Here is a 19844-nt window from a genome sequence, read left to right on the forward strand (position 1 = left end):
AGGGCATGCGGTTCGGATCATGCCTTGCTTTTCTTCGCCGGCGTAGCCTTATCGACCGCATCTTCGCGATGCTCGCCGACGCCGAGATAGATCAGGATCGGGGCTGCAATGAAGATCGAGGTATACGTGCCGACCAGCACCACGCCGAACATCATCACCGCGGTGAAGCTGTGGATGGCATGGCCGCCGAACAGCAGCAGCGCCAGCAGCGCCAGCGTCACGGTGAAATGGGTGATGATCGAGCGCGACAGCGTCGAGTTGATTGATTCGTTGAGAAGCTGCGGCATCGGCATCTTCTTGTAGCGCCGCAGCATTTCACGGATGCGGTCGTAGATGACGACGGTGTCGTTGAGCGAATAGCCCAAAATAGTCAGAAGCGCCGCGATGCTGGTCAGGTCGAAATCGACTTGGCTGATCGACATGAAGCCGATCGTCAGCACGATGTCGTGCACGTTGGCGATCATGGCCCCGAGCGCGAACTGCCACTCGAAGCGGAACCAGAGGTAGACCAGGATCGAGACGATCGCCAGCATCAGGCCGAGCATGCCGTAGGCCAGCAGCTCGCCGGAGACGCGCGGTCCCACCACCTCGACGCGGCGATAGTCGACGGAATCGCCAAGCGCGGTGCGGACCTTCTGCACGGCCTCCTGCTGTGCGGCGTCGCCGCCCGGCTGCTCCGCCACGCGGATCAGGACGTCCGCGGGGCCGCCGAATTGCTGCAACTGGACTTCGCCGAGACGCAGGCCATCCAACGTCGTACGCATCGCCGCAATATCGGCGGTGCCAGACTTGGCCTGCACCTCCAGCAGCGTGCCGCCGCGGAAGTCGATGCCGAAATTCAGTCCATGGGTGAAGAACAGCGTGATCGCGACGATCGACAGCGCCGCCGAGATCGGGAAACTGATCCGGCGAAACCGCGTGAAGTCGAAATGAGTATCGTCGGGGACGATGCGCAGCGACGGCAGCCAGCCGAATGCCGCAACCACGGTGAGGATGGCAATGAGGACGCCGAGCCCGATGAGAACGGTGTGATTCACGATCAGGCTCCTAGATCGGCACGCTCTGCGGCCGCTTCCACCGCACCCACCAGGCCACGATCAGCCGGGTCAGGGTGAAGGCGGTGAACACCGTGGTGATGATGCCGATTCCGAGCGTCACGGCGAAGCCGCGCACCGGACCGGTGCCGATGTAGAACAGCACCGCGGCGGCAATGAAAGTGGTGATGTTGGAATCGAGGATGGTCGCAAGCGCCCGCTTGAAGCCGGCGTCGATCGCCGAGATCGCGTTGCGACCACCACGCAATTCCTCGCGGATGCGCTCGTAGATCAGCACGTTGGAATCGACCGCGATGCCGACGGTGAGCACGATGCCGGCGATGCCGGGCAGCGTCAGCGTGGCGTTGAGCAGCGACAACAGGCCGAAGATCATGGCCACATTGATGGCCACCGCGATGTTGGCGAACACGCCGAACAGCCGGTAGGTCAAGAGCATGAAGATGATCACCAGGATCGAGCCGACATAGGCGGCGAGCTCGCCCTTCTCGATCGAGTCCTGGCCGAGGCCCGGACCGACGGTGCGCTCCTCGACCACCGTGAGCGGTGCCGGCAGCGCGCCGGCGCGCAGCAGGATCGCGAGATCGTTGGCCGATTGCACGGTGAAACTGCCGGAGATCTGGCCCTGTCCGCCAGTGATCGGTTCGCGGATCACGGGAGCCGAGATGACCTTGTTGTCGAGCACGATCGCAAAAGGCAGCCCGACGTTCTCTTGGGTGGCCTGCGAGAACTTGCGCGCTCCTGAGGTATTGAACTTGAAGCTGACGACGGGTTCGCTCGTGCGCTGGTCGAAGCTCGCCTGGGCATCGGTCAGATCGCCGCCGGCGACCAGCACCTGCTTCTTGACCACATAGGGTGTGGGCGGCGGCGACGCGCTCATCAGAAGCTCGGATTCCGGCGGCAAACGTCCCTGCTGCGCCTGATCGGGCGGCACAGACGTATCGACCATGCGGAATTCCATCTTCGCGGTCTTGCCCAGCAATTCCTTCAGACGAGTCGGGTCCTGGAGGCCGGGGACCTGTACCAGGATGCGGTCGTTGCCCTGGCGCTGGATGACGGGCTCGACGGTGCCGAGCTCGTTGACGCGGCGTTCGACGATCTGGATCGACTGCTCGATGGTCTTGCGCATGCGGTCGAGCATCGCGGCCTGCGGGATGGTGAGGCGGATCACGCCGCCGCCGGCGTCAGTGACATCCAGGTCGCGCTGACCGCTGGATCCGACCAGTCCGCCCAGCGGCTGGGACAGCTCGCGCAGCTTGGCGAGCGCAGGCTGCAGGTCGGATTCCTTGGTGATCCGCACCTCGGCCGCGTCGTTGCGCACGGTGACGCCGCCGGTGAAGCCGATCTTGGCATCGCGCAGCGTCCGGCGAACATCGTCGCGGACCTGGTCGAGCCTCTCTTTCTTCACATAGTTGCCGTCCACCTCGAGCAGCAGATAGGAGCCGCCCTGGAGATCGAGGCCGAGCACGAGCCGACGCTGCGCCCAGGCGGGCCAGGTCTTGACCTGCGCTTCCGGAAAGAAGTTCGGGACCGCGCAGAGGCACACGATCAGCGCCGTCAGGATAATCCCGAGCGCCTTCCACCGCGTGAAATACAACATCGACTGGACCTGTCAGATCAGGGGATTTCAGAGACTCGCGGAAGCGCTCACTTCGCCGCGGCGTCGTCCTTGGCGCTATCCTTGGCGCTTTCCTTGGATTCCTTGGCCGGCTCGCCCTTGGCGCGCACGCCAGAGACCATCGAGCGCATCTGCCGCACGCGCACACCATCGGCGATCTCGAACTCGATCTGGTCGTCGTCGACGACCTTGGTGACCTTGCCGACGAGGCCGCCCGAGGTCACGACGGTGTCGCCGCGGCGGATGTTCTTCACGAGGTCGGCGTGGTCACGGACCTTCTTCTGCTGCGGACGCAGAATCAGGAAGTACATGATCACGAAGATCAGGGCGAACGGCAGCAGCGACATCAACATGCCACTGGTGTCGCCGGCGCCCGCAGCCTGGGCATACGCAGGGGTAATCAGCATTCGGACGATCCTCGTGAGAACGGGGGAAAACCGGTCAGGCCCAAATGGCGACCGGTTCGGTCAAATTCGCGCGGACTATAGCGGCCATTGCCCCAATTGCAACGCCGCCAGACCGCCCTTTTAGCCACCTTGCGGCGCGCGCTCAGGCCCGATAAGGCTGCATTCTCAGGAACTTCGGACATGCCCCAAAAACCAAGCAAAAGCCCGGCCGGCAAAGGCCCCCGTACCCCTGCCACGAAGCCAGCCCGCGTCGCGGCAAAACGTCCCAAGGCCGCCCTCAAAGCGGCTTCCAAGACGACTTCCAAGGCGACTTCCAAGACAACTTCGAAGGCCGGCCAAAGCGTCTCCCAGGAGCGCATGGTTCGCGCGCTGGAGACGATCGCGGCGCACCTCTCCGCTCAAGGCAAGCCCGCCGTCGAACGCGAGTCGTTCAAGCAGGCGGATGCTTTCGTCTGGCATCCGGACGGCCGCCTTGCGGCGGTGCCGCGGGTCAGCCGCGTCGAACTGTTCCTGCTCAAGGGCGTCGACCGAATGCGCGACATCCTGATGGAGAACACCGAGCGCTTCGCCAACGGATTGCCCGCCAACAACGCATTGCTCTGGGGCGCGCGCGGCATGGGCAAGTCGTCGCTCGTGAAGGCGGCGCATGCCAGCATCAACGCGGAGCGCAAACCGGCCGACAGACTGAAGCTGATCGAGATTCATCGCGAGGACATCGAGAGCCTGCCGGCGCTGATGGAGCAGCTTCGCGCCTCGTCCTTCCGCTTCATCGTGTTCTGCGACGACCTCTCCTTCGACGGCAATGATGCGTCCTACAAATCGCTCAAGGCGGTGCTCGAAGGTGGCATCGAGGGTCGGCCGGAGAACGTCATCCTCTACGCCACCTCCAACCGCCGCCATCTGCTGGCGCGCGAGATGATCGAGAACGAGCGCTCGACCGCGATCAATCCCGGCGAAGCCGTCGAGGAGAAGGTCTCGCTGTCGGATCGCTTTGGTCTCTGGCTCGGCTTCCACCGCTGCAGCCAGGACGAATATCTCGCCATGGTGCGGGGCTATTGCAGCCATTTCGGCGTCAAGGTCGACGACGACGCGCTGGAGCGCGAGGCCCTTGAATGGTCGACGACGCGCGGCTCGCGCTCGGGCCGCGTCGCCTGGCAGTTCGTGCAGGAGCTTGCGGGACGGCTTGGCGTGAAGCTGACGGCGACGTAGCAAGCTGCCGCCACTTCCCTGACTGTCATTCCCCGCGCAGGCGGGGAATCCAGTATTCCGGAGACGGTTTTGATCGATCGAGACGCTGCGGCGTACTGGGTCGCCCGGTCGAGCCGGGCGACGACACCGCGTTTGTGGCGATGGCGCGCCCTATTTCAAGCTCACGCCCCGTTCAGGAATTGAAGCGGGTCAACCGGGCTCGATCCCTTACGGATCTCGAAGTGGAGCTGCGGCGACGCCACCTCCCCGGATTGACCCGACTTGGCAATGACCTGGCCGCGCTTGATGGTATCGCCGCGCTTCACCATCAGCTCACTCGCATGGGCATATGCGGTGACGTAGCCGTTGGAGTGCCGAACCAGGACGAGATTGCCGTAACCTTTCAGCTCGTTGCCGGAATAGGCAACGACACCGTCTTCAGCCGCCTTGACCGGCGTACCCTCGGGCACCGCGAGATTGATGCCGTCGTTGGACTTGCCATTGGTCTTGGCGCCGTAGCTCGTGACCACCTTGCCGCGCACCGGCCAGCGGAAAGTCGGCAGCGCGCTGGTGGTCTCCGCAGCTTTCGCCGGAGCCTCCGCGGCCTTGTCTTCCACATTCGCCGTGGCCTGGGCCAGGCGCGCGCTCTGCACCGGCGCGGCGACGGCCGCCATCTTGGTGGCGGGCGCAGGGGCGGCCGCAACGGGCTGCAGCGTCCCCACAACGGGAGCGGCTCCGACCGGAGCCGCGGCAAGCGGTGCCGCGACAGCTGCGGTCTTGGCGCCGGGCACGGCCAGCCTGGCGCCGAGCTTGAGTTTTGCAGAGGGATCGAGGCCGTTGGCGCGGGCCAGTTCGGCCGCCGAGATGTGGTTCTTGCGGGCAATGCTGGCGAGCGTGTCGCCGTGGTTCACGAAGTGCGTGCTCGACGGCGCGGCAACGGCCGCAACCGGCCTCGCAGCAGGCGCCAGCGCGGGGGCAGCGGCAACGGGAGCCATGAGCGGCGCGGGCGCAGCGGCCGTAGCCTGGTGCGGAATGATCAGTTGCTGGCCGGGCGAGAGCGCGCGCGGCCCCTTATAGCCGTTGGCGGCAAGAATCGCCTGTGGCGTGACGCGATAGCGTTTGGCAAGCAGGTCGAGCGTATCGCTGGTGCCGACGATGATCTTGGTTCCACCGACCGGCTGGGCGGCTGCAACCGAGCGCGGCGGCACGGTGGCCGTGGTCTCCAGATGCGGCTGCGCCGGGGGTGCGTAGGACCCGACACCCCGGCCGCCTCCGGACACGCCGCCTGCCGCAACGGGGTAGGATTGCGGCGCGGACACCGCCGGCGGCAAAGGCTGCGACTGATAATAACCGGGCTGCGTCTGCGGCCGCGAATATTGCGGCAACTCACGCTGCGGCGGCGGTGCCTGCTGCACCGAACCGGTCGATTCCTGCGCAAAGGGATTGGAGAAGTTCGACTGGGACATGCGCGACGACATGTCGGCGCTGCACCCTGCGAAGCTGAAGGAGATCAGCGCCAGCACCGCGACCTGCGGCACACGGCGCGAGTAAAGCAACTCGGCGGCAACGGACATGGTTACTCACTCGTACGCAACAGAACTGGTGTTTTAAGTAAACACGCGCCGAGTAAATAACGGCTTAACCCTCCCAATAAGATGTTGGCAGCACAGCCAATCCGGAAATCTACAGCTCCCGCGCCACACCGGGCAGCGCCGGCACGAACCGGACCTCGACAAGTTCCTTGCGCTCGATCCCGGCTTCGGTCCGGCTCAGACGGATTAGCGTCTGCACCCCCTGATGCGGGCCGACGGGCGCGATCAGGATGCCGCCCACCTCCAGCCGCTCGACCAGGTTGTCCGGGAGCTGCTCCATCGCGGCCGTGACGATGATGCGGTCGAACGGGCCGATATTGGGGGGCAGATTGAGTCCGTCGCCCAGCATCACCTCGACGTTGTGATAGTTGAGCTTTTCAAGCCTGATACGGGCGGCATCCGCCAGCTTGCGGTAACGCTCGACCGTCAGCACCTGACCGGCGAGCCGCGACAACACCGCCGCCTGGTAGCCCGAGCCGGCGCCGATCTCGAGCACGCGGTGCTTCTTCTGAAGCTGGAGCTGCTCGGTCATGTAGGCGACGACGAAGGGCTGGCTGATGGTCTGCCCGCAGGCGATCGGCAGCGCGCTGTCGCGATAGGCGCCGTCGCGATCGGCGTCGTCGACGAATTGATCGCGCGGCACCTCCTCCATGGTCCGCAGGACCGCCTGGTCGCTGATGCCCCGACGCCTCAGCGTGAGCTGAAACATCATCTTTTCCGGCGGGTGCTGATGGGAGGTCATTGCCTGCTTGTGCTGTCTTTGCGGTCCGGGATGCCAACCTGGGGCGCGAGATTCTTGTTCCGGCTCAGGGAACCCATGATAGGCTTCGGATGGCGTAGTTGACCACAAATTGGCTTGCAACGGGCGAGCCGCGATGGCCATTTCAGGCATCCGTTCGTCGAAACGCGCATTGCGTCGATTCATGTTATCTGCGAACGTTTTTGGCGATGGGCAAGGACTCGACCATGACTGCGACGGGGCTTACCGGCCGCTCTGTATTCCTCGTGGAAGACGAGGTGATGATCAGGATGATGGTCGCGGACATGCTCGAAGAGCTTGGCTACAAGATCGCAGCCGAGGCTGGCGACATCACCGAAGCCATGCGGCTCGCCCAGGCAACCGAGTTCGACATCGCCATTCTCGACGTCAACGTCAACGGCAAGGTCATCTCGCCGGTCGCCGATGTCATCAAGGCGAAGGGCTGCCCGTTCATCTTCGCCACCGGATACGGCTCCTCCGGCCTGCCCGAGCAGTACCGCGATCGGCCGGCGCTTCAGAAGCCGTTTCAGCTCGACGCCCTCGGCAAGACCATCGAAGCCGCTCTTCGCGGCGGCTAGGCCGCGTTCGAGGTCGGATTACTTCAGCGTCGGACTTACTTCAGCGTCGCACTCAGCGCCTCCGAAAACCCCTCGTTGGTCCGGTCGAGCCTGAGCGGCGTGACGGAGACGTAGCGCTCGCGCAGCGCCGCGAGATCGGTGCCGTCGGCCGGCGTATCCATCATCGCGGTGCGCTCAAAGCCGATCCAGAAATAGGGATTGCCACGGCCGTCCCTGCGCTCGTCGATCTTGAGGAACCCGAGATTGCGCTTGCCCTGCCGCGTCACCCGAATGCCCAGCACATCCTCCGGCGCGCAGGCCGGGAAGTTGACGTTGATCACCGTGTCCTTCGGGATGCCGGCCGCGATCACCTTGCGCAGGATGTCGGGCCCGAATTTGCGCGCAGTGTCCCATAGCGGCCGGTCGCGGGTCTCGACGCTGAACTCCTGCGACAGGGCGAAGGACGGCAGCCCCAAAATGGTTCCCTCCAGCGCGCCGGCGATCGTGCCGGAATAGACCACGTCTTCGGCGACGTTGCGGCCCTTGTTGACGCCGGACAGCACGACATCGGGCAGCTTGGCGCCGAGGATGTGGCGCGCGCCCATGATGACGCAGTCGGTCGGCGTGCCGCGCACCGCGAAATGCCGCGGACCCACCTCGCGCAGGCGCAGCGGATCGTTCAGCGACAGCGAATGCGACACGCCGGACTGGTCGAGCTCAGGCGCGACAACCCAGACGTCATCGGACAATGCGCGCGCGATCTCCTCCAGGACCTTGAGGCCGGGGGCGTGGATGCCGTCGTCATTGGTGCAGAGAATGCGCATGCGAAAGGTCGATTCCTGAAGCGGGGTCTGAGCCGTCTTATCCGGCCGGGGCCGATCAGGCAAACCGGCCGAATGGGGCCGGCAGCCGGTTGCCGGCGGGCCGGCTATCGGCGAACGCGCCATTGCGGCAGAAAGCGCGCCAGCCGGCCCTCGGCATGCAATTTCATCGCCGGCACGACCCGGGTCACGGTCGGCACCTCGATCACGCCGAGCGCCTCCAGCTGTGCAACGAACGGGTCCGCTACCGGCGTCTGCGGAAAGCGTTCGCGCGCCAGCGTCAGTGCCTGGTCGAAATCCGCGGCATTCACACCGGGCTTCGCCCGCCGGCTCTGGACGAGATGATCGTCCCAGAGCCGCGTGATCTCGATGTCGAGCACGCCACGCAGCCGCTGATCGACAGCCTGGATGCCGGCCCCCGTCACCGCCCATTGTCTGCCGACCCAGAAGATATCGCGGTGCAAGGCCATGAACGATGGGTTCGCGTTGTCGGGTGGCCGGCAGGATAACCGGCCGCCCGATCTTCGCAACCAAACGTTTCTCCGTTTCAGATGGGCAGCACGCCTAGTCGCGTGCGACCACCTTCAGCCCGCCCATATAGGGCTGGAGCACGCTGGGGACCGCGATAGAGCCGTCCTCCTGCTGATAGGTCTCCGTCACGGCGATCAGCGCGCGGCCGAGCGCTGTGCCGGAGCCGTTGAGCGTGTGCACGAACCGCGGCTTGCCATCGGGGCCGCGCGAGCGCGCGTCCATCCGGCGGGCCTGGAAATCGCCGCACACCGAGCAGCTCGAGATCTCGCGGAATGCCCCGCCGTCGCCCTGGCCCGGCATCCAGACCTCGATGTCATAGGTTTTTTGCGACGAGAAACCCATATCCCCGGTGCACAGCGTCATCACACGGTAATGCAGGTCGAGCCGCCGCAGCACTTCCTCGGCACAGGCGAGCATGCGCTCGTGCTCGTCCTTGCTCGTCTCCGGCGTCGTGATCGAGACCAGTTCGACCTTGGTGAACTGGTGCTGCCGGATCATGCCGCGGGTATCGCGCCCAGCGGCGCCCGCCTCCGCGCGAAAGCAAGGCGTCAGCGCGGTCAGTCGCATCGGCAGCTGCTTTTCGTCAAGGATGGATTCGCGGACGAGATTGGTGAGCGCCACCTCCGCGGTCGGAATGATCCCGAGACGCTCGGTGCGGAGCCGCTCATGGTCGGGCTCGGCGAGCAATTCGCCCTTGATCGCCCAGAACTGGTCGTCCTCGAATTTCGGCAATTGTCCGGTGCCGAACATGATCTCGTTGCGCACGAGCAGCGGCGGATTGATCTCGGTATAGCCGTGCTCGTCGACGTGTAGATTCAGCATGAACTGACCGAGCGCGCGCTCGAGCCGCGCCAGTCCCTTCTTCAGCACGACGAAGCGCGCGCCGGAGAGCTTCGCCGCGATCTCGAAATCCATGTCACCGAGCGCGGCGCCGAGATCGTCATGGGGTTTTGGCACGAACGCATAGTTGCGCTTGTTGCCGAAGACATGGCGCTGCACATTGCCGTGCTCGTCGACACCATCGGGCACCTCGCCGAGCGGCAGATTCGGGATCGCCGCCAGCTCCTTGGCGAGCTCCTCGTCGGCAGCCTTCGCGGTCGCCTCGAGCTCCGGCATCGTGGTCTTGAGCTCGGTAACTTCCGCCATCAACTTCGCCGCGCGCGCCTCGTCCTTCGCCTTCTTGGCATCGCCGATTTCCTTGGAGGCCGCATTGCGCCGCGCCTGCGCCTGCTCGGAAGCCAGGATCGCCGCACGCCGGGTCTCGTCGATCGCGAGCAGCGACGCCGACAGTGGCTTCAGGCCACGTCGTGCAAGGCCGGCGTCGAAGGCTTGCGGGTTGTCGCGGATCGATTTGATGTCGTGCATGGCCGAGGTCCTGGGGCTTGTTGCAACCCTGCAAATCCTGGATTTGCATTTATGCAAATGGCTGCTTCCCCTAGCACGGCTGTCATCGCCCGCGAAAGCGGGTGATCCAGTATTCCAGAGACGTCCGTGATTCCCCCGATGGGCGGCGGCGTACTGGATTCCCCGCTCCAGTGCGCAATTGCGCACAAGGCGGGGAATGACAGCGGAGATCGGGGCGCCTTACTCCGCCGGGTCGGCCGGCGTCGATACGTCAGTGCCGGTGGTGGCCTTTGAAGCGGCCGCCTTCTTCTCCACAATTCCCACCGCGATGATCGAGCCCTCGTAGAGCGCGAGCAAGGGGATCGCGAGCGAGCACTGGCTGAGCACGTCGGGCGGGGTCAGAACGGCCGCGATGACGAAGGCAACGACGATGAAATAGCGGCGCTTCTCGCGCAGCATTTTTGACGTGACGATGCCGATGCGTCCGAGCAGCGTCAGGATCACCGGAAGCTGGAAGGCGATGCCGAAGGCGAAGATCAGCGACATCATCAGCGACAGATATTCGCCGACCTTGGGCAGCAGCTGGATCTGCGCGGTCTCGTCGCTGCCGGCCTGCTGCATGCCGAGCGAGAAGCGGACCAGCATCGGCAGCACGACGAAATAGACCAGTGCGGCACCCAACACGAAGAAGAACGGGGTCGCGACCAGATACGGCAGAAAGGCCTGCTTCTCGTGCTTGTAGAGGCCCGGAGCGACGAACTTGTAGATCTGCGTCGCGACGATCGGGAACGAGATGAAGCCGGCGCCGAACAGCGCAAGCTTGAGCTGGGTGATGAAATATTCCAGCAGCGCGGTGTAGATGAATTTCGAGTTCTCGGGACCCGCGACCCACACGAATGGCCAGACCAGCACATTGTAGATCTGCTTGGCGAAGAAGAAGCAGAAGATGAAGGCAATGCCGAAGCCGAGCAGCGCTTTGATCAGCCGCGAACGCAGCTCGATCAAATGGTCCATCAGGGGAGCTTTGCTGGCCTCGATATCAGCGGCGCTCATGACGCTTTGGCGTCCTTGATCGCCTCGGCCGGCGCAGTGTCCTGCGTGACCGAATCTTGCGTGATCGAGCCTTGCGTGACCGAACCTTGAGCGACCTGCGCCTGCTCGACCTCACGGGTGATGGCGAGCGGCTCGTTCACGGCCGCATGTGCCTCGGCTTCCACGAAGGTCTCGGGCGTCGGCGCTTCCGGCGTGGTGGGCGTCGTCACCGCTTCGCTTGAAGTCGCCGGCGGTTCGGCGCCGGTCGAGGCCGAGGTCTCGGCCGGCTTGTCCAGCGCATCGACGCGGAGCGCGTCGCTGACGTCTTTCTGAAGCGAGGTCATCAGATTGTTGCCGGCGAAACCGGAAGCCGCTTCCTTGACCTCGTCGAAGCTCTTCTTGAGGTCGGCCATTTCGGCCTCGCGCATCGCTTCCTGGAATTGGCCCTGGAATTCGGCGGCCATCTTCCGCGCCTTGCCCATCCACTGCCCGACCATGCGCAGCACGCCCGGCAGCTCTTTCGGGCCGATGGCGATCAGGGCCACGACCCCGATCAGGACCAGTTCACTCCACCCGATATCGAACATGAGGTCTTCCGTTCACGCCAGCCGCAGCCGGCCCAATCCCTCGCGCGCAGGATCGGGTCCGCTACCCGCGTCTCGCGTGCTCTCTGGCTTAGACGGCCTTGCTGCCGACGTCGGACCGTGCCGCGGTCGGCGCGGCATTGTTGTGCTCGATGGACTTGGCCGGCTCGGGCTTGTCGGCGACCTTGTCGTCGTCCTGCATGCCCTTCTTGAACGCCTTGATGCCCTGCGCCACGTCGCCCATCAGATCCGAAATCTTGCCGCGACCGAACAGCAGCAGGACCACTGCGATCACCAGGACCCAGTGCCAAATGCTGAGTGAACCCATCCTGCAACCCTCCAAACGCGCATGGCCGGGGACCGGCCGATCTTCACCGAAACCTAGGCTTGGCAGGTGTCAAAAACAAGGACCAAGGCAGCGCCAATTCGCTGTTGGCGCTACGTAATTTTGCTAGTGTTAACTGGTCGCAGGGGGCCACTAAAAGGCCCAGACGTCAGTCCTCGCTGCCGCCCTCGCCACCCTCATGGCCGCCTTCCGGCGGCGTCTCGGGCTCGACAGCAGGCGCCAGCGCGAGATCAAGGTCCTCGCCCGGCTCCAGCGGATCCTCGTCCTCCCGCAAAGTCGGGTCATCCGACGGCGTCGGCACGCTGAATCCGGTCGGCAGGCGCGAATCCAGCAGGCCCGTGCCCTTCAGCTCCTCCAGACCCGGCAGATCGCCGAGCTGTTCCAGCGTGAACTGCGACAGGAAGTCCTCGGTGGTTCCGAAGGTCAAGGGACGGCCCGGCGTCTTGCGACGACCACGCGGCTTGATCCAGCCGGTTTCCAGCAGCACGTCCAGCGTGCCCTTCGAGGTGACGACGCCACGGATCTCCTCGATCTCCGCGCGCGTCACCGGCTGGTGATAGGCGATGATCGCCAGCACTTCGATCGCGGCGCGCGACAGGCGGCGGGTCTCGGTGCTCTCGCGGGTCATCAGCCAGGCGAGATCGCCCGCCGTGCGGAAGGTCCATTTGTTGGCGACCCGCACGAGATTCACGCCGCGCAGGGAATAGTCGGCCTGCAACTGCTCGAGCGCAGCCTTCACGTCCACACCCTCGGGCATGCGCTTGGCCAGCGTCGCGGTGTCCAGCGGTTCATTCGAAGCGAACAGCAGCGCTTCCAGCAGCCGCAATTCTTCGGGACGTGCCTGGGACTCGTTCTCCATCGGCTCGGCCTCTTCTACCCGCACTTCAGCCAGGCTTGCCATGGCAGATTCTCCTTGTTGCACTTAAGCGACCGGCGCATCGGGCGCAGGAGCTGCGTCCATGACCGGCTTGGGGCGCCCCTTCCGGAAATAGATGGGCGCAAACGCCTCTTTCTGATTCAGCTCGAGCTGACCTTCGCGCACCAGCTCGAGCGCAGCCGCGAAACTCGAGGCGAGCACCGTCGCGCGCTGCGTCGGATCGGCGACGTGCTGCAGCAGAAAATCGTCGAGAACGCCCCAATCGTCCTGCTCGCTGATGCTGCCGACCAGCCGCTCCAGCGTGGCGCGCGCCTCGGCGAGCGACCACACCGTGCGCTTGGCCAGATGCACGCTCGCCAGAACGCGCGACTGGCGCTGCGCGGCATAGGCGGTGAGCAGGTCATAGAGCGTTGCGGTGTATTTCGGATGCTTGATCTCGGCGATCTGCTCGGGCTCGCCGCGCGGGAAGATGTCGCGCAGCAATTGCTGCCGGTTCATCAGCCGGTTGGCGGCTTCACGAATGGCCTCCAGCCTGCGCAGGCGGTTGGCGAGCGCCGTCGCCATCTGCTCCGCGCTAGGGCCTTCCGCACTCGGCGGCTCCGGCAGCAGCAGGCGCGATTTCAGGAAGGCGAGCCAAGCCGCCATCACGAGATAATCGGCGGCAAGCTCGAGGCGGATCTTTCGCGCGGCTTCGATGAAGTGGAGATACTGGTCGGCGAGTGCCAGGATCGAAATCTTGGCGAGATCGACCTTCTGCTGCCGCGCCAGTGCGAGCAACAGGTCGAGCGGACCCTCGTAGCCCTCGACGTCCACCACCAACGCCGGCTCACCCTCGGCGAGCTCTGCGGGCCGCCCGGTGTCAAACGATAGGATTTCTGCGGTCATGCCGATGCCGTGTTTGCCCGTGCGATCAATGCGTCCAGTTCGGCGCGTGCGGCCGCGCGATCGAACGGCTGCGGTCCCTTGCGCGCCGCGAGCGCGGCGTTCGCCCGCTCCAGCGCCCTGCCCGCCAGTTCGGGTGTCTGGCCGGCGACCTCACGCATCTCCTCGATGTTGCCGTTGCAATGCAGGGCCATGTCGCAACCGGCCGCAAAAATCGCGCGGGTCCGCTCGGCGATATTGCCCGACAGCGCATTCATCGACACGTCATCACTCATTAACAAACCCTGGAACCCGATTGTGCCGCGAATCACCTCAGCGATCATTGTCGCAGATGTCGTCGCCGGATGGGCGGGGTCGACCGCGCTAAACACAACATGTGCAGTCATGGCCATCGGCAAATCCGCCAAAGGCTTGAATGCCGCGAAGTCGGTGCGATCCAGTTCGTCTCGCGACGTGTCGACCGTCGGCAGATTGAAATGGGTATCGGCCGTAGCTCGGCCATGGCCGGGGATGTGCTTGAGCACCGGCAACACGCCGCCCTCTTCCAGGCCCTCGGTGACCGCGCGGGCGATCGCGGCGACCTTGCCCGGTTCGGTGCCGTAAGCCCTGTTCCCGATGACGGCGTTGGCGCCAGCCACCGGCACGTCGGCCAGCGGCAAGCAATCCACGGTAATGCCGAGATCCGCGAGATCGGCCGCGATCAGCCGGGCGCTGAGACGCGCCGCGGTCAGCCCGAGCGCCGAATCAGTATCGTAGAGGCCTGCGAAAATAGCGCCCGGCGGATAGACCGGCCAATGCGGCGGGCCCAGCCGCTGCACGCGGCCGCCCTCCTGGTCGATCAGCACAGGGGCATCAGGAGAGCCCGCAACCGCCCGCAATTCCGCAACGAGTGCAGCAACTTGAGCCGGCGTCTCGACGTTGCGCTTGAAGAGGATGAAACCCCATGGGCGTTCGCCGCGGATAAACTCCCGCTCAGCGGCGGTTAGTTCCGTTCCGGAAACGCCGGTAATGAAGGCCCGCGTGCTCATACGGCCGATTAACCCCGACCCGCGAGAGGGTCAAGGAAACGGCCGTTAATTCCTCTGGACGAAACAGGCAGACAGGCCCGCGGATTTCAAACTGTTGCAGGCCTGGTTCGCCTCTTCGAGCGAGCCGTAGGGCCCAGCGAAGGCGCGATAGACGATTCCCTTGCCCTTGTCGGTCAGGTCGACCCGCTTGACCACCGGTGCGCGGGAGCCGAGCACGCTGCCGTACTTGCCCTGAAGCACCCGGTAGGAGGCATGAGCGCTATCCTCGGTCTGCTGCGAGGAGACCTGCACGACGTAGCCGCCGCCACCGCTGCTCGCGGGCGCAATCTGCGTCGGATTGGTCGCAGCCATCCGCTGCGGCGGCTCCGCAGCCGGCGCCGATTGCGGCGTCAGCGAGAGCGGCTGATTGGCACTGGCATTGGCCGAGGTCGGTGGCGTGCGCGGTGCAGCCGGTGCCGCAACGGGCTTCGGTTGAGCTGCCGGCTTCGCGACGGTGGCGGCTTGCGACGCCGTGGCGTCGGTCTGATCGCCCTTCACAGCCACGGTCCTGATCGCGCGCGGCGAATTGTTCGGCAGCGTGCCGTTGCTCGGATTCGGTCCCGCACTCGACAACGGAATGCTGGACGGCGAGACGCTTGCGACCGGCGGCGGGTTCGCGTTCTGGTTCAGCGGCGGGAACACGACGCGTGGACCTCCCGCCTTGGCGTTGACGTCGACAGGCGCCTCCTCGCGCGGCACGATCTTCTCGGCGCCATCTCCGGTGACCATGCGGTCCAGCACCTTGGCCGAGGAGTCCGACGGCGCCGGCACGATTTTGGTCGGCGTGTTGTCGGCCTTGATGATCGGCGGCTCGCCGCTGCGGGGCGAGCCCACATAGGTCTTGTAGGCGAACGCAGCGCCGGTCCCGACCACGGCAAGAGCCAGGATCGCCGCGACCGTCATCATGCCGCCGCGCTGCTTCTTCGGCTCGTCCAGATCGGCCTCGGGATAGTCGCTCTGGAACGCGTAAGGATCGTCGGGATAGGCGGGATCGCGCTGGTAGTCCTGCTCGCCCGCCTCCAGCCGTCCGTAGAGCGCATCGTCGTAGCGCGCCGGATCGGGCTGCTGATAGGCTTGCTCTTGGTAAGCCTGATCGTGCTGCTGGTAGGCCTGATCCTGATAGGCAGGAGCTTGATAAGCAGGAGCTTGATAGGCCTGATCCGGATAGGCCTGCGGCTGACGAAAATCAGGTTCGGGCTCGGGCGCAGTCGGCTGGGCTGAATAACGATGCAGTGGATGAACCGGGTTTACGGAAGCGGGATAGGCAGGCTCAGCTGGCGCCGTCTGCGGCTGCACATTGGCGCGCCGCATCCATGAGGGCGGTCCGGGCGGCGGCGGGGCCTGCTCGGCATAGTCCTGCTGGTCATCGTCCTGGCGATAGTCGTCGTCCTGATAGCTCCGAGCAGGCGCAGGCGCTGCTGGCGGGTGCGCACCCGGCCGCCCTTGCGCTGCGAACGGATCGGTCTGCCCGATCAGGCGGGCAAGTTCGGCCAAGGGATCGCCGCTCCCATGCTGATCGCCACCGCGATAGTCATCGGAAGGAAACGGTCTGTCCTGATATCGTTCGGCCATCGTGATGATGCGTCCCTTCGGGAAAGCCGCGCGCCCCTCGACCAAGGCACGGCTTTCGACCCACAAGGCTTTCAACCAAGTCTAAGCGATCCGGCTTCTGCCGGTTACCCCCGAAATCCCTTAAGTAGTTCGCCCCAAACTACCGCATCTCGTCCGGAGCATGGACGCCGAGGATGGCGAGGCCCGATGCCAGGACAGAGACGACGCCCTGGACCATGGCCAGCCGCGCCTTCGTTAGATCTGCATCATTATTGATAATGAAGCGTAAATAGGGCAAATCGCGCCCCTTCGTCCAAAGTGCGTGAAATTCACTCGCTAAGTCATAGAGATAGAAGGCAATTCGGTGCGGCTCGTGGGCGCTTGCAGCCGCTTCCAGCATGCGCGGAAAAATTGCGAGCCGCTTAAGAAGGTCGAGCTCAGCCGGGTCCGACAGCCGTTCCACCGCCGACTCACCGAGCCAGGCGACGCGCTTTTCCGTTTCCTCCGGGAGTTCCGGGAACACGTCGGCCCGAGCATTGCGGAAGATCGAATGGCCGCGGGCGTGGCCGTACTGCACATAGAACACTGGGTTGTCGCGCGACTGTTCCATGACCTTAGCGAGGTCGAAGTCGAGCACCGCGTCGTTCTTGCGGTAGAGCATCATGAAGCGGACGGCGTCCTGACCGACTTCATCCACCACCTCACGCAAGGTGACGAAGTCCCCGCTCCGCTTGGACATTTTCACCGGCTCGCCGTTACGCAGCAACTTCACGAGCTGGACGATCTTGACGTCGAGCGCCCCCTTGCCGGAGGTCGTCGCCTTCACCGCCGCCTGCATGCGCTTGATATAACCGCCATGGTCGGCGCCCCAGACGTCGATCATCTCGGCAAAGCCGCGGTCGAACTTGTTCTTGTGGTAGGCGATGTCGGCGGCGAAGTAGGTGTAGGAATTGTCGGACTTGATCAGCGGGCGATCGACGTCGTCGCCGTAGGCGGTCGCCTTGAACAGCAACTGCTCGCGATCTTCCCAATCCTCGGCCGGGGCCCCCTTTGGCGGCGGCAGACGGCCTTGGTAGATGTCGCCCTTGGCGCGCAGGAAATCGATGGTCTCGGCGACCTTGTTGTTGCCGGCGTCCTGCAGCGAGCGCTCCGAGAAGAACACGTCGTGGCGGATGTTGAGCGCGGCGAGATCGTCCTTGATCTCGTCCATCATCATCGCGATCGCCTTGGCGCGTACCGCCGGCAGCCACGCGCCCTCGCTCATGGCGAGGAGCTTGTCGCCGTGCTCTTTGGCCAGCGCCTGCCCGACGGGCTTCAGATAGTCGCCGGGATAAAGACCTTCCGGGATCGCGCCGATGTCCTCGCCGAGCGCCTCGCGATACCTGAGGAACGCGGAGCGTGCGAGCACGTCGACCTGGGCGCCGGCATCGTTAATGTAATATTCGCGCGTGACGTCACGGCCTGCGAACTCGAGCAGGCTCGCCAGCGCGTCGCCGAACACGGCGCCGCGGCAATGGCCGACATGCATCGGTCCGGTCGGGTTGGCGGAGACATATTCGACGTTGACCTTGGAGCCGCCGCGGACGCGGCCGTAATCGGCGCCCTCGCGCAGCACGGTCCGCAGTGCCTCGGCCCATGCGGCCGGCTTCAGCGTCAGGTTTATGAAGCCGGGACCGGCGACGTCGACCTTCGTGATCAGCGGGTCCGCGCGCAGCCGTTCGGCGATCTGCTCGGCGAGGTCGCGCGGCTTTGCCTTTGCCTCTTTCGCAAGCACCATGGCCGCGTTGGTCGCCATGTCGCCGTGGGAGGCATCGCGCGGCGGCTCGACCACCACGCGCGAGAAATCGATGCCCTCGGGCCAGTTGGCTTCCGCCGCGAGCGCGCGGCAGACCGCGTGCACGCGTGCGAGCACGTCGGCGAACAGGTGCAGTGCTGGGGATGTGTCGGGCATGGGCGCCGCCTAACGCAAATCCGGGGTCGAGTCAAAGAGCCGCTGGTGCTCGGTCAGGGCGAAACGATCGGTCATTCCGGCAATGAAATTCCCGATCCGGCGGGCCCGGTCGCCGTCATTGTCCACCTCCGCCCCGACCAGCCATTCCGGCGGCAGCTCGCCGGGCGATGTGAGGTATTTTGCGAACAGGTCGAACAGGATCTGTTCCGCCTCGCCCATCACCCGCATCACCCGCTTGTGGCGGTACATGTGCTGATAGAGAAAGCGCTTGATGGCTGCCTCCTCCTCAGCGACGGCTGCGGGGAACGCGATCAATGCCCGGCTCTGCTGGCGCACGTCCTGAGCGGATTGCGGTTTCACGGCCGCAAGGTTTGTCTGCGCCTCGGCGAACACGGCACCGATCAAGTGTGAGATCAGCTCGCGCACCAGCTCGGCGCCGCGCCTGACGTCTTCGAGAGCGGGGTAATGCGCAGAAGTCTCGGCGATGATCTCCGCGGTCAGCGGCATCACCTTGAGGTCGTCGAGGTGAAACAGACCCGCGCGCAGGCCGTCGTCGATATCGTGGGCATCATAGGCGATGTCGTCGGCGATCGCGGCGACCTGTGCCTCCAGCGAGGCGAAACTCCACAATTCGAGATCGTAGGTCTTGATGTAGTCGGCGATGCCGACGGGAATGCCGTGCTCGCGATAACGTCCGACCGGCGCACCGCTGCGATCGGTCAGCGGGCCGTTGTGCTTGACGATGCCCTCCAGCGCTTCCCACGTCAGGTTGAGCCCGTCGAATTCGGGATAGCGGTGTTCCAGCGCCGCAACGACGCGGAGCGTCTGGGCGTTGTGGTCAAAGCCGCCAAAATCCTTCAGGCAGGCGTCCAGCGCCCGCTCGCCCGCGTGCCCGAACGGCGGATGACCGAGGTCGTGGGCGAGCGCGAGGGTTTCCGTGAGGTCCTCGTCCAGCCCGAGCTGCCGCGCCAGTGCCCGGGCGATCTGCGCCACCTCCAGCGAATGGGTCAGCCGGGTGCGGTAATGGTCGCCCTCGTGGAACACGAACACCTGGGTCTTGTACTTTAAGCGGCGGAATGCGGTGGAATGGATGACCCGGTCGCAATCCCGCCGGAACGGGCTGCGGGTCCGGCTCGGCGGTTCCGCGACCAACCGGCCGCGGCTGCGATTGGGATCGCAGGCATAGGGCGCGTGGGGGGCAGCCATTCCGACGGACACGGCGAATTTAGTCCCTATCCATTTGATTCTGCGTATGGTGGCACTTAACTATGCCGGACGCGGGATACCAACTGAATTGGGCAAGCGACCTTCAGGTGACTTGGTATGACCGCGGGGACTATCGGAGACGAACGATGACGACTGACGTGACCATCAGTGACAAGGCCGCACGCCGGATTGGGGAGATCCTCAAGGGCGAAGGGTCTGGCGCGATGCTGCGGATCTCGGTCGAGGGCGGCGGCTGCTCCGGCTTCCAGTACAAGTTCGACATTGACCGTGCCCGCACCGACGACGACCTCGTGATCGAGCAGGACAATGCGGTGGTGCTGGTCGATTCCGCCTCGCAGCCATTCCTGGCGGGGTCGCAGGTCGATTTCGTCGATGACCTGATCGGCGCCTCGTTCCGCGTCAACAACCCCAACGCCACGGCGTCCTGCGGCTGCGGGACCAGCTTCTCGATCTGACG

General features: G+C 64.9%; 20 protein-coding genes. 3 read left to right on the forward strand and 17 right to left on the reverse strand.

The window, feature by feature from the left end; all coding sequences use genetic code 11:
• Window positions 1–17: 17 nt before the first annotated feature.
• Genes secF through yajC form a run of 3 tightly spaced genes read right to left on the reverse strand, consistent with a single transcriptional unit; the run spans window position 18 to window position 3077 of the window.
• A complete protein-coding gene (gene secF / locus IVB45_RS19565) occupies window positions 18–1037 on the reverse strand; it encodes a protein translocase subunit SecF (protein WP_027567077.1) in 1020 nt (339 codons plus the stop codon).
• 10 nt (window positions 1038–1047) lie between these two features.
• Window positions 1048–2652, reverse strand: coding sequence for a protein translocase subunit SecD (secD, locus tag IVB45_RS19570; RefSeq protein WP_018458020.1), 1605 nt, complete (start codon window positions 2650–2652; stop codon window positions 1048–1050).
• A 47-nt stretch (window positions 2653–2699) separates the two neighbouring features.
• The gene (gene yajC, locus IVB45_RS19575) at window positions 2700–3077 is read right to left on the reverse strand and encodes a preprotein translocase subunit YajC (protein ID WP_027518118.1); all 378 of its coding nucleotides are present in this window, start codon (window positions 3075–3077) and stop codon (window positions 2700–2702) included.
• A gap of 180 nt (window positions 3078–3257) precedes the next feature.
• On the opposite strand from yajC, the gene IVB45_RS19580 reads away from it, so the two are divergent.
• Window positions 3258–4286 carry an ATP-binding protein gene (locus IVB45_RS19580; RefSeq protein WP_247359431.1) on the forward strand — a complete coding sequence of 343 codons (1029 nt, stop codon included), beginning with the start codon at window positions 3258–3260 and terminating at the stop codon, window positions 4284–4286.
• Between the two features lie 161 nt (window positions 4287–4447).
• Here the strand turns inward: IVB45_RS19580 and IVB45_RS19585 are convergent, their stop codons facing one another.
• Window positions 4448–5839 (reverse strand): LysM peptidoglycan-binding domain-containing M23 family metallopeptidase, encoded by a 1392-nt coding sequence (locus IVB45_RS19585; RefSeq protein ID WP_247359432.1) that lies wholly within the window; start codon window positions 5837–5839, stop codon window positions 4448–4450.
• Between the two features lie 109 nt (window positions 5840–5948).
• The gene (locus IVB45_RS19590) at window positions 5949–6599 is read right to left on the reverse strand and encodes a protein-L-isoaspartate(D-aspartate) O-methyltransferase (protein WP_247359434.1); all 651 of its coding nucleotides are present in this window, start codon (window positions 6597–6599) and stop codon (window positions 5949–5951) included.
• Between the two features lie 224 nt (window positions 6600–6823).
• On the opposite strand from IVB45_RS19590, the gene IVB45_RS19595 reads away from it, so the two are divergent.
• On the forward strand, window positions 6824–7195 hold the full coding sequence (locus IVB45_RS19595) for a response regulator (protein ID WP_007590670.1): 372 nt from the start codon (window positions 6824–6826) through the stop codon (window positions 7193–7195).
• A gap of 35 nt (window positions 7196–7230) precedes the next feature.
• Here IVB45_RS19595 and surE read toward each other — a convergent pair whose 3' ends face one another.
• From surE to IVB45_RS19655, 12 genes are all read right to left on the reverse strand, one after another.
• A complete protein-coding gene (surE, locus tag IVB45_RS19600) occupies window positions 7231–7998 on the reverse strand; it encodes a 5'/3'-nucleotidase SurE (protein WP_247359436.1) in 768 nt (255 codons plus the stop codon).
• A gap of 104 nt (window positions 7999–8102) precedes the next feature.
• The gene (locus IVB45_RS19605) at window positions 8103–8465 is read right to left on the reverse strand and encodes a hypothetical protein (protein WP_247359437.1); all 363 of its coding nucleotides are present in this window, start codon (window positions 8463–8465) and stop codon (window positions 8103–8105) included.
• A 94-nt stretch (window positions 8466–8559) separates the two neighbouring features.
• Window positions 8560–9891, reverse strand: a complete 1332-nt coding sequence (gene serS / locus IVB45_RS19610; protein WP_247359438.1) for a serine--tRNA ligase — start codon at window positions 9889–9891, stop codon at window positions 8560–8562.
• A 219-nt stretch (window positions 9892–10110) separates the two neighbouring features.
• A complete protein-coding gene (gene tatC, locus IVB45_RS19615; protein WP_247289717.1) occupies window positions 10111–10923 on the reverse strand; it encodes a twin-arginine translocase subunit TatC in 813 nt (270 codons plus the stop codon).
• The gene (tatB, locus tag IVB45_RS19620; protein WP_027567086.1) at window positions 10920–11489 is read right to left on the reverse strand and encodes a Sec-independent protein translocase protein TatB; all 570 of its coding nucleotides are present in this window, start codon (window positions 11487–11489) and stop codon (window positions 10920–10922) included. The genes tatC and tatB overlap by 4 nt, the downstream gene beginning before the upstream one ends.
• Window positions 11490–11577: 88 nt before the next feature.
• Complete coding sequence (locus tag IVB45_RS19625; RefSeq protein WP_007610722.1) at window positions 11578–11814, reverse strand: twin-arginine translocase TatA/TatE family subunit; 237 nt, start codon at window positions 11812–11814, stop codon at window positions 11578–11580.
• 166 nt (window positions 11815–11980) lie between these two features.
• Window positions 11981–12733 carry an SMC-Scp complex subunit ScpB gene (gene scpB / locus IVB45_RS19630; RefSeq protein ID WP_027567087.1) on the reverse strand — a complete coding sequence of 251 codons (753 nt, stop codon included), beginning with the start codon at window positions 12731–12733 and terminating at the stop codon, window positions 11981–11983.
• A gap of 21 nt (window positions 12734–12754) precedes the next feature.
• Window positions 12755–13594, reverse strand: a complete 840-nt coding sequence (locus IVB45_RS19635; RefSeq protein WP_247359439.1) for a ScpA family protein — start codon at window positions 13592–13594, stop codon at window positions 12755–12757.
• Entirely contained in the window at window positions 13591–14619 is a 1029-nt protein-coding gene (gene nagZ, locus IVB45_RS19640; RefSeq protein WP_247359440.1) for a beta-N-acetylhexosaminidase, read from the reverse strand. Before nagZ ends, IVB45_RS19635 begins: the two co-directional genes overlap by 4 nt.
• Before the next feature lie 45 nt (window positions 14620–14664).
• Window positions 14665–16230 carry an SPOR domain-containing protein gene (locus IVB45_RS19645; protein WP_247359449.1) on the reverse strand — a complete coding sequence of 522 codons (1566 nt, stop codon included), beginning with the start codon at window positions 16228–16230 and terminating at the stop codon, window positions 14665–14667.
• A gap of 139 nt (window positions 16231–16369) precedes the next feature.
• Window positions 16370–18160, reverse strand: coding sequence for an arginine--tRNA ligase (argS, locus tag IVB45_RS19650; RefSeq protein WP_247359441.1), 1791 nt, complete (start codon window positions 18158–18160; stop codon window positions 16370–16372).
• Window positions 18161–18169: 9 nt separating this feature from the next.
• Entirely contained in the window at window positions 18170–19378 is a 1209-nt protein-coding gene (locus IVB45_RS19655; RefSeq protein WP_247359442.1) for a deoxyguanosinetriphosphate triphosphohydrolase, read from the reverse strand.
• Window positions 19379–19512: 134 nt separating this feature from the next.
• Here IVB45_RS19655 and erpA point away from each other — a divergent pair, with 134 nt between their 5' ends.
• Window positions 19513–19842 carry an iron-sulfur cluster insertion protein ErpA gene (erpA, locus tag IVB45_RS19660; RefSeq protein WP_007610737.1) on the forward strand — a complete coding sequence of 110 codons (330 nt, stop codon included), beginning with the start codon at window positions 19513–19515 and terminating at the stop codon, window positions 19840–19842.
• Window positions 19843–19844: the final 2 nt, after the last annotated feature.

The sequence above is a fragment of the Bradyrhizobium sp. 4 genome (assembly GCF_023100905.1).
Taxonomy (GTDB): domain Bacteria; phylum Pseudomonadota; class Alphaproteobacteria; order Rhizobiales; family Xanthobacteraceae; genus Bradyrhizobium.